The organism is Methylobacterium sp. SD274, assembly GCF_017355285.1.
Classification (GTDB): domain Bacteria; phylum Pseudomonadota; class Alphaproteobacteria; order Rhizobiales; family Beijerinckiaceae; genus Methylobacterium.
Window position 1 is genome coordinate 18,003 of sequence record NZ_JADIJP010000009.1, and the last position, 13,861, is coordinate 31,863.

Annotated in this window: 13 protein-coding genes; 10 read left to right on the forward strand and 3 right to left on the reverse strand. The window is 66.3% G+C overall.

From position 1 onward, the window contains the following. Positions 1-4: 4 nt before the first annotated feature. Positions 5-1,288, reverse strand: a complete 1,284-nt coding sequence (locus IPV08_RS10040; RefSeq protein WP_207411757.1) for a ferredoxin:protochlorophyllide reductase (ATP-dependent) subunit N — start codon at positions 1,286-1,288, stop codon at positions 5-7. Next, the gene (gene bchF, locus IPV08_RS10045) at positions 1,285-1,791 is read right to left on the reverse strand and encodes a 2-vinyl bacteriochlorophyllide hydratase (protein ID WP_207411758.1); all 507 of its coding nucleotides are present in this window, start codon (positions 1,789-1,791) and stop codon (positions 1,285-1,287) included. The genes IPV08_RS10040 and bchF overlap by 4 nt, the downstream gene beginning before the upstream one ends. A gap of 292 nt (positions 1,792-2,083) precedes the next feature. Here bchF and IPV08_RS10050 point away from each other — a divergent pair, with 292 nt between their 5' ends. From IPV08_RS10050 to IPV08_RS10095, 10 genes are all read left to right on the forward strand, one after another. Continuing rightward, positions 2,084-2,968 (forward strand): cobalamin B12-binding domain-containing protein, encoded by an 885-nt coding sequence (locus IPV08_RS10050; protein WP_246747883.1) that lies wholly within the window; start codon positions 2,084-2,086, stop codon positions 2,966-2,968. 35 nt (positions 2,969-3,003) lie between these two features. Then, positions 3,004-4,449 (forward strand): transcriptional regulator PpsR, encoded by a 1,446-nt coding sequence (ppsR, locus tag IPV08_RS10055; protein WP_207411759.1) that lies wholly within the window; start codon positions 3,004-3,006, stop codon positions 4,447-4,449. A gap of 100 nt (positions 4,450-4,549) precedes the next feature. After that, on the forward strand, positions 4,550-5,473 hold the full coding sequence (gene chlG, locus IPV08_RS10060) for a chlorophyll synthase ChlG (RefSeq protein WP_207411760.1): 924 nt from the start codon (positions 4,550-4,552) through the stop codon (positions 5,471-5,473). Next, entirely contained in the window at positions 5,473-6,816 is a 1,344-nt protein-coding gene (locus tag IPV08_RS10065) for a BCD family MFS transporter (RefSeq protein ID WP_207411761.1), read from the forward strand. The genes chlG and IPV08_RS10065 overlap by 1 nt, the downstream gene beginning before the upstream one ends. A gap of 5 nt (positions 6,817-6,821) precedes the next feature. Next, positions 6,822-8,006 (forward strand): geranylgeranyl diphosphate reductase, encoded by a 1,185-nt coding sequence (locus IPV08_RS10070; RefSeq protein ID WP_207411762.1) that lies wholly within the window; start codon positions 6,822-6,824, stop codon positions 8,004-8,006. Further along, complete coding sequence (locus IPV08_RS10075) at positions 8,003-8,524, forward strand: tryptophan-rich sensory protein (protein WP_207411763.1); 522 nt, start codon at positions 8,003-8,005, stop codon at positions 8,522-8,524. The genes IPV08_RS10070 and IPV08_RS10075 overlap by 4 nt, the downstream gene beginning before the upstream one ends. Continuing rightward, positions 8,521-8,880: a hypothetical protein gene (locus IPV08_RS10080; protein WP_207411764.1), complete on the forward strand. Its 360-nt coding sequence runs from the start codon at positions 8,521-8,523 to the stop codon at positions 8,878-8,880. The genes IPV08_RS10075 and IPV08_RS10080 overlap by 4 nt, the downstream gene beginning before the upstream one ends. A gap of 46 nt (positions 8,881-8,926) precedes the next feature. After that, on the forward strand, positions 8,927-10,495 hold the full coding sequence (locus IPV08_RS10085; protein WP_207411765.1) for a cytochrome c: 1,569 nt from the start codon (positions 8,927-8,929) through the stop codon (positions 10,493-10,495). Between the two features lie 318 nt (positions 10,496-10,813). Further along, complete coding sequence (locus IPV08_RS10090) at positions 10,814-11,707, forward strand: transporter (protein WP_207411766.1); 894 nt, start codon at positions 10,814-10,816, stop codon at positions 11,705-11,707. Between the two features lie 808 nt (positions 11,708-12,515). Continuing rightward, the gene (locus IPV08_RS10095) at positions 12,516-12,914 is read left to right on the forward strand and encodes a hypothetical protein (RefSeq protein WP_056425232.1); all 399 of its coding nucleotides are present in this window, start codon (positions 12,516-12,518) and stop codon (positions 12,912-12,914) included. Between the two features lie 392 nt (positions 12,915-13,306). Here the strand turns inward: IPV08_RS10095 and IPV08_RS10100 are convergent, their stop codons facing one another. After that, positions 13,307-13,804 (reverse strand): hypothetical protein, encoded by a 498-nt coding sequence (locus tag IPV08_RS10100; protein WP_244477987.1) that lies wholly within the window; start codon positions 13,802-13,804, stop codon positions 13,307-13,309. Positions 13,805-13,861: the final 57 nt, after the last annotated feature.

The following is a 13,861-nucleotide window of genomic DNA, read 5'->3' on the forward strand; positions in this document are numbered from 1 at the left end:
CGCGTCAGACCTCCAGCCGGGTGCGACGGACGAGGGGTCTGGCGAACAGTTCGGCGAGGTCGCCGGCCTGGTCGTAGCCCTGGATCGGGGTGAACAGCAGCTCGATCGACCATTTCGTCGCCAGCCCCTCCGCCTCCAGCGGGTTGGCGAGGCCGAGGCCGCACACCGTCAGGTCCGGCCGGGCCGCCCGGCACCGGTCCATCTGGGCATCGAGGTCCTGGCCCTCGACGATCGTCGTTCCGCGCGGGAGCAGCGCCAGTTCGTCGGCGAGATGGCCGCGATGCAGGTAGGGCGTGCCGACTTCCACGAGTTCGGCGCCGAGTTCCCGTGACAGGAAGCGCGCCAGCGGGATTTCCAGCTGCGAATCGGGGAAGAAGAACACGCGGCGGCGGGCGAGCATGGCCCTGTAGGGCGCCAGCGCCTGTTCTGCGCGGCGCGATCCCGCGGCGGTGGCCGCGGCGAACCGGGCGGGGGCTACGCTGAAAGCGTCCGCCGCGGCCCTGAGCCATCCGGTGGTGCCTTCGGCGCCCAGGGGAAACGGGGCGGCGAGCCGTGTTGCGCCCCGCTCCTCCAGCGCCCGTGCCGTGTCGGCGAGGAAGGGCTGGGCCAGTAGCGTCAGGGTGTTCGGTCCCACCGGTGGCATTTCGCCGGCCCGGCGCGCGGGCAGGAACCGCACGGGGGCGATGCCGAGTTCTGCGAAAATGCGGGCGAACTGGTCTTCGACCACGTCGGCCAGCGCCCCGACCACGAGGAGCGAGGGGGCGGCATCTTTCGCCTCGGCCGGCATGGAAGGGACGAGGGAGGCGAGGCAGGCATCCTCGCCCTGCGTGAAGGTGGTCTCGATGCCGCTGCCCGAGTAGCTCAACACCCGGACTTGGGGAGACAGCCCGCGGGACAGGCGCTGCGCTGCACGGCCGAGATCGAGCTTGATCACCTCCGACGGGCATGAGCCGACGAGGAACAGCAGCTTGATCTCGGGGCGGCGCTCGATCAGCCGGCCCACCACGCGGTCGAGCTCGTCGTTCATGTCGGCGATGCCGGCGAGGTCGCGCTCGTCGATGATGGCGGTGGCGAATCGCGGCTCGGCGAAGATCATTACCCCGGCGGCCGACTGGATGAGATGGGCGCAGGTGCGCGAGCCGACGACGAGGAAGAAGGCGTCCTGGATCTTGCGATGCAGCCAGACGATCCCGGTAAGGCCGCAGAACACCGCCCGCTGGCCGCGCTCCTGCCGGATCTCGACGCCGCAGGCGGGGTCGAAGTTACCGAGCTTGGCATGGGCATTCATCGCACGCCCTCCGGTGAGAGGACGAGGCGGGACGGGGCCTGGAGCCGGGCGGCGCGCAGCTTCAGCAGGAATTGCGCGGCGTTGACGGCGTAGGACACGTAGGCGGCGAGCGCCAGGAGCATCAGCTCAGCCGTCGTGAGGGCACCCGTGACCAGCGCCCCGAGATAGGCGCTGTGCAAGGCCAGCACGAGCATGCTGACCATGTCTTCCCAGTAGAAGGCCGGGGCGAACAGGTAACGCCCGAAGACGTCCTTCTCCCAGATCGAGCCCGTGACCATGATCGCGTAGAGCAGCAAAGTCTTGGCGACGATGGAGACGTTGGCCATCTGCGCGCCCTCCCCCGTCGCCAATGTGCGTAGGACGAGGCCGAGGCTGATCAGGAAGGCCAGGAACTGGAGGGGTGCGAGGATGCCCTGGACCAGGGTCCAGCGGGAGGCGTCGCGCCGGGCGCGCTCGGCCGGCGAGTAGAGAGGTCGAGTCGGCTGGCCCCCTCTTGCAGGCATCGGTTCCACCCTGTCCCGGCTTGGCCCCGCATGGTCGGGGTCCGTTGCCGAGGAGGGTATGAACCGGCGGAATAAGTGTCAAGCTGGCTTTACGTCATTTTAAATTTACAGCATTGATGCATAATAATGTGAGTTGCTGGATTGCCAAATGGGTTGTGAAGCGTATCGTTATCGACAAGGCCCGCTTGTCGCACTGCAAGCAGCGTCGGACGCTTTTTAAGTCGAAGACGTCAAGTTCGACAATCAAGATCGAACTGGATCAAGAAGCCGTCATAAAACATTGGAGGACCCAATGGATGATGTCTGGCGGTTTCGCACGGCTTCCGGGATCGAGCCGGTTGCATTGGACGAGTGCGCCTCGTCGGAATTCGCATTATATCCTGGCAGGGCCAGGCAGGAGCGGAACTCCGCGTGGGACGTCGATCTCGCCAGTGTCATCGAGGCGGAGATCATCCCTCGCCTGATGCTCGCCCACCGGGCGGATTCCCGTGCCAACCGCCCGGGAATCCTGCCGAGCACGGAGCAGATCACGGATTTCGCCACGCTGGTCCTGTCACCGGACGGCGAGGATGTCGAAGACCGGATCGCGCGCCTCGTTGATGACGGGCTCGCCCTCGACAGCCTGCTCCTCGATCTCCTCGCCCCCACGGCCCGCCATCTCGGCCTCTTGTGGGAAGAGGACCTCTGCGACTTCGCCGAGCTCACCATCGCTATGGGCCGGCTCCAGCGCATCATGCACGAGCTCACCGCCCGGTTTCGCGACGAGCCGGCGCCGGACCCGCACGGCCGCAGCGTCTTCCTGATGGCCTGTCCCGGCGAGACGCACAGCTTCGGTCTCTCCCTCGTCGAACGCTTCTTCCGCGACGCCGGATGGGATGTGACCAGTGCGGCCCATTCCGCGCATTCCCAGGCGATCCGCGCCGCCAGCACGGGCTGGTTCGATGTGATCGGCGTATCGCTCGGCTGCGAAACCCTACTCCCAACCCTCACCCGGCTGGTGACCGAGCTTCGTCGCACCTCGCGCAATCCATCGGTCCGTGTCATGGTCGGCGGGCCGATCTTCATGAACCATCCCGAATATTCGGCACTCGTCGGCGCGGACGCGACGGCGGGTGATGCACGCCTTGCCATAACCATCGCCGAGAGCTTGCTTGATCCGCGGGCCAGACCCTGCTGAAAGACCGGCTCGACGTCGTCACATCGTGGTGATCCTTGACCAGTCTGGCACTTCCCGCCGCGGCGGAAACCTTCGCAGCGCTTCGTAAGGCACTCGGTCCCCTGGACGCGGAGGCGGCCGGGCTTCTCGTCGCGGCCGCGACGGATCTCGCTCTGGTGGTCGATGCGGACGGGATCATCCGCGATGCGGCCTTCGGCAACGCGGATTTCGCCGATGAAGGCTGTGAGACCTGGCTCGGCCAGCCCTGGATGGATACCGTCACGGTCGAGAGCCGGCCGAAGATCGCCGCCCTCCTACGCGATGCCGCCCCGGGCGCCGTCACGCGCTGGCGGCAGGTGAACCATCCCTCCGCCACCGGCATCGACCTGCCGGTCCGCTATTCCGCCCTGCGCCTGGAGAATGGCGGTCCGATCATCGCCATCGGCCGCAATCTCCGCGCCATGGCCGTGCTCCAGCGAAAGCTCGCGGAGACCCAGCAGGCCCTGGAACGCGACTACCTGCGCCTGCGCGGCGCCGAGACCCGCTACCGTCTGCTCTTCCAGCTCGCCGGCGAGCCTGTCCTGGTGGTGGATGCCGCCACCCGCCGGGTCACCGAGGTGAACCCGGCCGCCGCCCGCCTCCTCGGCCGGGCGGAGAAGCGCATCATCGGACAGGACGTGGTCGACCTGTTCGATTCCGCCAGCACCCGCGAACTCGAATCGCTGTTCGCTGGCCTGCGCATCACCGGCCAGGCCGGCGATCTCGTCGCGCAGCTCGGCAACGGTCGCGGCGAGACCCGCGTCGCCGCTTCCCTGTTCCGCCAGGAGAACGCCACGAGCGCGCTCCTGCGCCTCTCCTCCGGCCCCGCCGAGGTGGCCGGACCGAGCCGTGCCGGCACCTCCGCCCTCGACGTGATCCAGAGCCTGCCCGAAGGTTTCGTCGTCACCGATCCGGCCCGCCGTATCCTCGCCGCCAACGCCGCCTTCCTCGATCTCGTGCAGCTCGCCACCGAGGAACAGGTGCGCGGCGAACCCCTCGATCGCTGGCTCGGCCGAGAGGAGACCGAGGCCGCCGCGCTGTTCTCCACCCTCGGCCAGCATGGCTCGGTGCGCCATTTCGCGACGAGTCTCCGGGGCGAGTACGGTTCGGTGGAGGAGGTGGAGGTCGCCGCCGTCGCGGTGCCCGGCGCCGGGCAACCCTGCCTCGGCTTCACCATCCGTTCGACGCCGCGCCGCACGGCGGCGGCTTTGGGCGGTCGGGAATTGCCACGCTCCGTCGAGCAGATGACCGAACTCGTGGGCCGGGTCTCGATGAAGAACCTCGTGCGCGAATCGACGGACCTGATCGAGCGCCTCTGCATCGAGGCGGCCCTGCGCATCACCCGCGACAACCGGGCCTCTGCCGCCGAGATGCTGGGGCTCAGCCGGCAGGGCCTCTACGCCAAGCTGCGCCGTTATGGCATCGGCGATCTCGATGCGCCGGAGCCTGCCGACGAACAATAGTTCAGGCCTGTCTTCCGGCAGGCCAAATGTCGCACAAGATTGGCATTTTATGTGTCAATCTTTCTTGACACTTCCGACGGTCGGCCCCTAGCTTCGGGGCATGGCAACGTCGGCGTCCACCCCTCCCGCCGCTTCCGTCGGCATCCCCGCTCCAGCCACCCTGGTCGAGCTTCTGAAGCCGATCACCTGGTTCGCGCCGATGTGGGCCTTCGCCTGCGGCGTGGTCTCATCGGGTATGGCAGCCGAGGGGCGCTGGCCGCTGATCCTCGCCGGGATCGTGCTCGCCGGCCCCCTGGTCTGCGCGACCTCGCAGGCGGTCAACGATTGGTACGACCGCCATGTGGATGCGATCAACGAGCCGCTGCGCCCGATCCCGTCCGGCCGGATGCCCGGCCGCTGGGGCCTCTACGTCGCGCTGGCCTGGACCGCCCTCTCCCTCGCCGTCGCCGCCTCGCTCGGGGTCTGGATCCTCAGCGCCGCGCTGTTCGGTCTCGTCCTCGCCTGGATCTACAGCGCGCCGCCCCTGAGGCTGAAGCAGAACGGCTGGTGGGGTAACGCGGCAGTGGGGCTCTGCTACGAGGGCCTGCCCTGGTTCACAGGTGCCGCCGTGATGGCCGGCGCCCTGCCCGACCACCGCGTTCTCACGGTGGCCCTCCTCTATTCGGTGGGTGCCCACGGCATCATGACCCTCAACGACTTCAAGTCGGTAGAGGGGGATGCGCGCATGAATCTCCGCTCGCTGCCGGTCCAGCTCGGGACCGACCGGGCCGCGCGCCTCGCCTGCCTCGTCATGGCCCTGCCACAGCTGGCGGTGATCCTCCTCCTCTCGGCCTGGAACTGCGCGGGGCACGCGGCCCTCGTCACGGGGCTGCTCGTGGCGCAACTCGCGCTGATGTCCCGCCTGCTCCGGAGCCCGCGCGAGCGGGCAGCCTGGTACAACGGCACCGGCACCACCCTCTACGTGCTCGGCATGCTGGTGGCGGCTTTCGCCCTCAGGGCCCTCGCGCAGCAGGGAGCCGCGTGATGGCGCCGATTATGGGCTGGCTCGCCATCGTCCGCCTCGGCCTCGTCCAGACCGCTTTGGGTGCCGTGGTCGTTCTCATGACCTCGACCCTCAACCGGGTCATGGTCGTAGAGCTCGCTTTGCCGGCGATGATCCCCGGCGCCCTCGTCACCCTCCACTACGCCGTGCAGGTCCTGCGCCCGCGCTGGGGCTACGGCTCGGATGTGGGCGAGCGGCGCACGCCCTGGATCGTCGGCGGCATGGCCGCGCTCTGCCTCGGCGGATTCGGTGCGGCGACGGCGACCGCCCTCATGGAAACGCAGCTTTCCACCGGCATCGCCCTCGCCATCCTGTCCTTCCTCTTGGTGGGGATGGGCGCGGGCGCGGCGGGGACCTCTCTCCTCGTTCTCCTGGCCGGCGGCGTCGATGCGCGCCGCAGGGGGGCTGCCGCCACCATCGTCTGGGTGATGATGATCGCCGGCTTCGCCATCACCGCGCCGATCGCCGGACATTTCCTCGATCCGTTTTCCGGTGTCCGGCTGGTGATGGTCTCCGGCACGGTGTCGCTTGCCGCCTTCGCCCTCGCCTGTCTCGCAATCCGTGGAATCGAGCCGCGCCGCGCGGCGGCCGCACCGTCCGATGCCGGCGGGAAGCGGCCGTTCCGCGAGGTCTTGGCCCGGGTCTGGTCGGAGCCGGCCTCGCGCCGCTTCACCATTTTCATCTTCGTGGCGATGCTCGCCTACAGCGCGCAGGAGCTCATCCTCGAACCCTTCGCCGGCCTCGTCTTCGCGATGACGCCGGGGGCTACCACCAAGCTGTCCGGTCTCCAGCATGGCGGCGTGCTCGCCGGCATGCTCACCGTCGCCGGCCTCACCATGGGAATCGGCGGTCCCTATCTCGGCTCGCTGAAAGTATGGACCGCCACCGGCTGCGCCGGCTCGGCGCTGGCTCTGGCCGGAATCGCCGTCGGTGGCCTCGTCGGCCCGGATTTCCCCCTGCGCGCCGCCGTCTTCGCTCTTGGCCTGTTCAACGGGATGTTCGCCGTGGCCGCCATCGGCTCGATGATGGGTCTGGCGGGTGCCGGTGGCGAGGCCGAGCGCGGCACCCGAATGGGCGTCTGGGGCGCGGCCCAGGGCGTCGCCTTCGGGGCCGGAGGCTTCCTCGGGACCATGGCGGTGGATCTCGCCCGCCTCGTCAGCCCCGAACCGGTCCATGCCTACGCCGCCGTCTTCCTGGCCGAGGCCGCCCTGTTTCTGGTTGGCGCCGCCCTGGCCATGCGGATCGAGCATGCCGCTGCGACGCAATTGCGCCGCCCTGCCCGCCCCGCCGAGCCCGTGCTCCAGCCCCGATTGTCGTTGAGGTGAGACCCATGCCGGAATTGGAGACCTTCGACGTCGTGGTGGTGGGAGGCGGCCCGGCCGGGGCCACCGCCGCCACTGATCTCGCCCGGATGGGGCGGCGGGTGCTGCTCCTCGACAAGCCGGGGCGGATCAAGCCCTGCGGCGGCGCGATCCCGCCGCGCCTGATCCGTGACTTCGCCATTCCCGACGCGCTGCTCGTCGCCCGCGTCCGCTCGGCCCGCATGATCTCACCGGCCGACAAGCGGGTCGACATGCCCATCGGCGACGGCTTCGTCGGCATGGTCGACCGGGAGCATTTCGACCCCTGGCTGCGCGAGCGCGCGGCCCTGGCCGGGGCCGACCACCGCCCCGGCAGCTTCACCCGCATCATCCGCGACGCGGAAGGCGGGGCGGTGGTGCATTACCGCTTGGGCGATGCGGAGCACCGGGTCCGCACCCGCCTCGTCATCGGCGCGGACGGGGCGAGTTCGGTGGTCGGGCGGGCCGAGATTCCCGGCCACGCGGCGATGAAACAGGTCTTCGCCTATCACGAGATCGTCCGGCCGCCGGCGGATGGGAGCGGCGATGTCGAGGGGACGCGCTGCGACGTCTACTACCAGGGCAAGCTCTCGCCGGATTTCTACGCCTGGGTCTTCCCCCATGGCGACACGATCAGCATCGGCACCGGCAGCGCCCGCAAGGGGTTCTCCCTGCGCGGGGCGATCCGGTCCCTGCGCGCCTCCACGGGCCTCGATGCCGGCGAGACCCTGCGCCGCGAGGGCGCGCCGCTGCCGCTGAAGCCGCTCAGGCGCTGGGACAATGGCCGGGACGTGCTGCTCACCGGGGACGCCGCCGGCATCGTCGCCCCGGCTTCGGGCGAGGGCATCTACTACGCCATGCTCGGCGGCCGGCTCGCGGCGGAGGCGGCCGACACCTTCCTCGCCACCGGCAAGGCCGCATCCCTGGCCCTTGCCCGGCGTCGCTTCATGCGCCTGCACGGCCGCGTCTTCCTGATCCTGCGCATGATGCAATGGGTCTGGTACCGCAACGATTCCCTGCGGGAGCGCTTCGTCTCGATCTGCAAGGACAAGGACGTCCAGCAGCTCACCTGGGATTCCTACATGAACAAGGAGCTGGTCCGGGCAAAGCCCGCCGCCCATGCGCGGATCTTCTTCAAGGATCTGGCGCACCTGTTCCGCTGGGTCTCGCCGTGATCGGCGGTTGCGAGACCGGCCCGGTCGTGGCCGCGGCGGCGGCCGCCCTCGTCACCGCCCTCGCCGGTGGTCTCCTGACGACGACCGGCCCCTGGTATCAAACCCTGCGGCGTCCCTTGTGGAAGCCGCCGGACTGGGCCTTCGGCCCGGTTTGGACAACGATCTTCACCCTCATGGCGATCTCCGCCTTGATGGCCTGGCACGCGGATGCCGGAACCTCGGCGCGCACCGCGCTGCTGGTCGCCTACGGCGTCAACCTCTGTCTCAACATCGCCTGGAGCGGCATCTTCTTCCGCCTACGCCGGCCGGACTGGGCCTATCTCGAAGTCATCGCCCTCTGGCTCTCCATCGTGGCGCTGATCGCGGTGACGGCCCAGGCCTCGGGGATCGCGGCGTTGCTGCTCGCGCCCTACCTCGCATGGGTCAGCGTCGCGACACTTCTCAACCGGGCGATCGTGCAGCTGAACGGGCCGTTTGGCCGGGCCGTACCGGTCCGCGATGTCGGAAGCCGGGTATGATTCCGGATGTGGCGACCCTGGCGTCGCTCTTCGCCTCCGGGCGGATCATCGACGTAATCCTCGGTCTCGTGGCCCTGGAGGCCGCCGCCCTCGTGGCATGGCGCCTTCATGGGCGAGATCGCCCGCTCCTTCCGCCCCTTTTCTGCAATCTCGCCTCGGGCGCGGCGCTGATGCTGGCGATCCGCGCCGCGCTAATCGGCTCGGATTGGACGGTGGTTGCGCTCTGCCTCATCGCCTCGCTGATGGCGCATCTAGGGGAGGTCGCGTTGCGCATGTTTGGGGGGGCGCGTTCCGCATCCGATCCGGCGATGCCCGATTTTCGCCAACCGGGCAGACCGGTCACGAAGCGTGCCTGAATTGCTGCTGTCCAACCTTCGGCTTCATGAGTGGAGAACCGGCATCATGCGTCGCATATCTGCCCTTCTGCTCGGTTCGGCCGGTCTCATCGCCGCCGTGACCGGTGTCTCGGCCCAAGATGCGGAACAGATCAAGCGGGGCGAATACTTGGCGACGGCGGGCGATTGCGTCGCCTGCCATTCGGCACCGGGCGGCAGGCCCTTTGCCGGGAACTATGTCCTCAACACGCCGATCGGGAAAATCCGCACGCCTAACCTCACACCGGACGACGAGACCGGGCTCGGCAAATGGACTGCCGACGACTTCTACCGCGCCTTGCACGAAGGCATCGACAACGAGGGCAGCTACCTCTATCCGGCCTTCCCCTTCGCCTGGTACACCAGAGTCACGCGCAACGATTCCGATGCGATCTTTGCTTATCTGCGCTCCCTCGAGCCGGTGAATGAGCCCCGCAAACCTTCCGAGATCCCCTTCCCCTTCAATATTCGCAGCGCGCTCATCACCTGGCGCACCGCGTTCTTCACCGCGGGCGAGTTCAAGCCGGATCAAAACGCCAGCGCCGAGGTCAATCGCGGCGGCTACCTCGTGGAGGGGCTCGGCCATTGCGGCATGTGCCACAACGCCAACAAGATCGTCGGAAACAGCGGGTTGGCGGGCAAACTCGGTGGCGGGGTCATCGACGGCTGGTATGCGCCCAACATCACCCCCGACGACCACACCGGCATCGGCTCCTGGACCGACGATCAGGTGGTCGAATACCTCAAAACCGGCACGGCTCCGGGCAACCGGCCGGGCGTCGCAGCCGGGCCGATGCGTCAGACCATCGAGGAATCCCTCTCCAGGCTGACCGATGCCGACCTGAAGGCGATGGTCGCCTACCTGCGCACGCAGAAAGCCAAAGAGAGCTATAAAATGAAGGACATCCAGGCCTTTAACCAGGCCGATGCGCCGGGAGCGGCCGCCTATCTCAGCTATTGCTCCTCCTGCCACAAGCCGGACGGCCAGGGCGTCGAGGGGGCGATCCCGGCGCTCGCCGGCAATACCTCGGTGCAGGCGGAAGGTCCCGAGACGGTGATCCGCGTCATCCTCGGCGGCCTCGCTGCCCAGAACGGCTACGCGCCGATGCCGGCCGTGGGGGCCGGCATGACCGACCGAGAGGTCGCCGACGTCACGGACTACATCCGCAACGCGTGGGGCAACAACGCCCCCGTCATCGCCGAGCGCGGCATCGTCACAACCGCCCGCGCCGCCACTCAGACCATGCTCGCCGGAACGGCGCCCTGCGCGGAGATCGCGCAACCCGAGGTCGCAAAGGCCATCGCCGATGCGGGGAGTGCCGAGAGCCTCAAAGGCTTGGCGCCGGACAACTTCGTGCCGGTCATCGACTCTCTGCTACCCAAGGTAAAGGCAGCCGCCGGAGGGGCCAAGGACGACCACATCGTCAATGGGCTGACGACAGTGTTCTGCCAGACTGCGCGCCATGATCCGGCCTACGGCAAGATCGGCTGGCACGCGGTCATCGGCAGCTTTTCCAGCGTCGTATATAGTCAGATCAGGAATCCCGAGAAACGTGTAGCCTTGCCGGCCCCCGCTGGTGTTGCGCCGACGCCGTGATTCAGCGCTAACGACGTCGCGGACATCAATACCTGCGAGCGCTGCAAACGCGAAGCCGATGATTTTGATCTCACATTGGAAAGCGGTATCGCGGCAAGAGTACAAATAAATATTTCCGTCTATGCAAATAACAATCGCTGCTTTAATTTGTAGGTATTTCGCGAGAGAATTGCCCCTTTATCTATATGTGACCTTTAGGTGACGTCCGCAGATGCGATGGCGATACGTGGGGAATGAGATCCGGTGCTGGTGCGTCGATGAAGGAGAGCTGGCTCGAACGCAGCGCTCTTCCCATCACGCTCGAAGAAGAGGCACTGGATGATTCACGGTACCCGTCACGCGACATACACGCTCGGTCTCACCCTGTGCGTCGGCCTCGGCCTGACCACCCTGGCTTCAAGGCCGGTCCAGGCCGGTTCTGCGGCGCAACCGGGACAGACGGTCGGTCTCCCCGTTGGCGCCCAGCTTCCCGTCGGCCTCTACTTCGTGAACACGTCGAGCTTTGGTGTCCGCGATACCCGGCCGCTTGATTCCGAATCTAATATCAACCTGCCCACCTTCCTTTGGGCGACGCCCTGGAACCTGCTGGGCGCGCGCCTCAACCTAGCGGCGATCCAGCCGGTCGTAGCGTCGAGTCCGCGAGGCGCAGCCTATCAGAGCGGCATCGGCCAACCACTGCTCGCTGCCCAACTTGCTTGGAACCTCGGCAACGATTTCGGCGTCAGTTATCTCTTCGGTGGATACCTGCCGATCGAGACGGAGTTCCTCACCCGGAACGCGTCCCTCAGCCACCGCTTCGCTGCGAGCTATACGGGTAACGGACTGAACCTGACCGCTAATCTGCTCTACGGAGTTTTCGTCGATCCGGTGACCGCCCAAAGTGTGGTCTATCCCGACTATCTCAACCTCGACCTCACTGCGACCAAGAAATTCGGTAAGTGGGAGGTCGGCCCGGTAGCCTTCGCCTCCACTGACATGCCCACCCGATTTCCTGGGTATCGCCGCCAGGGACAGATCGCCGTCGGCGGCCTCGTCGGCTACAATTTCGGGCCTGTGAACCTCCAGGCCTATGTCACGCGGGATGTGGTGGAGCACAATTACGGCGGTCAAGAAACGCGCGGTTGGCTGCGGCTCATCGTGCCGATCTACAAGGAGAGCACCAATTCGGCGGCTCCCTCGATCCCACTGAGCGGGCGGCAATCCCTGCGCTAGGGATTCCTCATAGAGCGTTCAAGCGAAAGGCCGACTCCAGCACGCTCCGGGCTCCGGTATCGATAAGGAGCGTGTTGCCGGTTTGAAGTCGGCATCCCCTGCTGGCGTCCATGCCTTCGAAGGCGGTCGTGACAAGGGGCCGTCGAGGAGGTGTCCTGCGAAGTTGGGACAGGTTGGCTGATGCAGGGGCACCGCCACGATGCGGGAGCGCTTGCCCCCGGGGCTCGAGGTAGCCAACGCGCATAACGCGCGGCCCAGATCACCTCCACAGCCAAAGTTCCTCATTCCCAATGTTGTGAATATAGATGCTCTCATCCGAAGCGAGAGCCTGTCGATTTGGATCGATCGTTGCAATAAGGCCTGCCATGAACGCCAGACGTGGCTATATGCTAATTTTCTGACTTGAGAGAGTCGCCTTACCCCAATATTATTTAACAAGAAACCCGTATCTCAAATCGACAATTCGTCGGGATGGCGCTGGGTGGAGCCGATCTCGCATGGCATAGCGTTATCCGATAGAATAAAACCTTCTTCAGAAACTAGAGGGTGACGCATTTAAACTGGAAAATGCTTTGCTCTGTTCCTGTTTCGAAACATGTGTGTCCGGACGGGCGAGCATCGTCGTTCGGGTGGGTCGGCGTAAGGGAATTTCCTCGGTTCCGTGTGAAGTACAAGGCGGTGCACCTTCGGGACAGGGCTGGGATTTACCGTAAACCGCCCATTAATCCGACTCGTCGAAACCTAGCGATCGTTGGGGCCGGGGCGACATGCGCTGGTCTCCGCGCGTGGTTTGTAAGGGTAACGGTGTATGCGTAGCGTTCACACGGCGATCGACAACGTGGTTCCCTTCCGACGTCCCGGCAGGCCCCAGCCCCAGGCTCCCGTCGTATCGCCCTCCCTAGCCGCGAGGCGGGTCGATCAGCGCGCGCTGATGGATGCGGTCTATGCCAGCGGAACGCTCGCGGTTGCGGCGGGTGATCGTGAGACGAAGCTGATCGCCGCCCGCCTGCAGGTCTACGGCTTCCTCACCGTCGAGGAATTGAGCGAAGAAGGGGCATTGCGGCGCCTGCGTCCGTCCGAGGCTATCCGCGCCCAGGCCGACCGCCCCTGGCGCCTCTCAAAAGCGGCCTACGGCTCCGGCCTGTCTGTCACTGTCCCAGCCGCCGACGATTTCCTGTTCGACTCTTCCGCCGGTGCCTCAGCCTGATCCTCCCGTAAGAAGCACTGGCTGTCCTTGTTCATCGACGGTAGGCTCCGGAGGGGGGCGGCTCTCCGGAGACAATGTGAATGGTGGCGGCGAGACAGCTAATTTCCTCGTCGCCGAAGATGCATCCCTGAACACCACCGGGGTAGATGCCCCGAGGTGCAGCTATCCGCTCTTGATAGTCAGCGTCTGCTTATACCCACGACGTTTTTCTTCACGAGCGACGACGTCGCCCACCCGGCTCGACCATCGGCAGGTGGGTTCCTATGGCTAACCGGGAAATCTGACTGGGCCGAAGCATCGAGCCGAGCATCATCGAGCAAATCCACCGCACCGGCGTAAGGCCTGCTGTGGCGCACCTATACTTTGCTCGGCAGCGACCCAGGGGGGATGCCTCAGCGGTCGCGCTTATTTACCACCGCGCAGCCGGTCATTGGTCCACGGCTCCCGTTTATGACAGAGCACGTGACGAGAGATGTCGCCGCATCGGCATGGCTGTGGCGGGAGATGACCGCCTGCTCGCGGGCGCGGCGAGCTGCGGCTACGATCAGGTCTGGTGCAATCCCGGTAGCGATCCGCCCGGCCCGGCCGAACAGGTCATAGTAGTCATCGCTCGGCGTCTCCCCCTTGAATTGGACTCCGACAGCGGACGGGTCACCGCAGGCGAGTGTCAGCGTCATCCCGTTGGTGACCGACATTTCCGCGAAATCAACGGTGCGGTTGACGAGCGTGGCCTTCGTCTCAGCCACGACGCTGTCGATGAGATCCCCGCACGGATCTGCCTGGGCCGAACTGCTGAAGAATGACACGAGGGCGGCGGTCAGAATCATGAAGCGCATGGGAGTTAAACTAGGAGCGCTGCTCATCCCGTCGAGGAGGGAGTCGGATAACATTATTAGCTCCTATTGAACGTTCATTCATTGACGTTTGAATGAACGTTCAATAGATTC

What these genes read in the sequence shown, in the direction of transcription:
- IPV08_RS10040 (WP_207411757.1), bottom strand. Translation starts at nt 1,288, where the DNA reads ATGAATGCCCATGCCAAGCTCGGTAACTTCGACCCCGCCTGCGGCGTC.
- bchF (WP_207411758.1), bottom strand. Translation starts at nt 1,791, where the DNA reads ATGCCTGCAAGAGGGGGCCAGCCGACTCGACCTCTCTACTCGCCGGCC.
- IPV08_RS10050 (WP_246747883.1), top strand. Translation starts at nt 2,084, where the DNA reads ATGGATGATGTCTGGCGGTTTCGCACGGCTTCCGGGATCGAGCCGGTT.
- chlG (WP_207411760.1), top strand. Translation starts at nt 4,550, where the DNA reads ATGGCAACGTCGGCGTCCACCCCTCCCGCCGCTTCCGTCGGCATCCCC.
- IPV08_RS10065 (WP_207411761.1), top strand. Translation starts at nt 5,473, where the DNA reads ATGGCGCCGATTATGGGCTGGCTCGCCATCGTCCGCCTCGGCCTCGTC.
- IPV08_RS10070 (WP_207411762.1), top strand. Translation starts at nt 6,822, where the DNA reads ATGCCGGAATTGGAGACCTTCGACGTCGTGGTGGTGGGAGGCGGCCCG.
- IPV08_RS10080 (WP_207411764.1), top strand. Translation starts at nt 8,521, where the DNA reads ATGATTCCGGATGTGGCGACCCTGGCGTCGCTCTTCGCCTCCGGGCGG.
- IPV08_RS10085 (WP_207411765.1), top strand. Translation starts at nt 8,927, where the DNA reads ATGCGTCGCATATCTGCCCTTCTGCTCGGTTCGGCCGGTCTCATCGCC.
- IPV08_RS10090 (WP_207411766.1), top strand. Translation starts at nt 10,814, where the DNA reads ATGATTCACGGTACCCGTCACGCGACATACACGCTCGGTCTCACCCTG.
- IPV08_RS10095 (WP_056425232.1), top strand. Translation starts at nt 12,516, where the DNA reads ATGCGTAGCGTTCACACGGCGATCGACAACGTGGTTCCCTTCCGACGT.
- IPV08_RS10100 (WP_244477987.1), bottom strand. Translation starts at nt 13,804, where the DNA reads ATGTTATCCGACTCCCTCCTCGACGGGATGAGCAGCGCTCCTAGTTTA.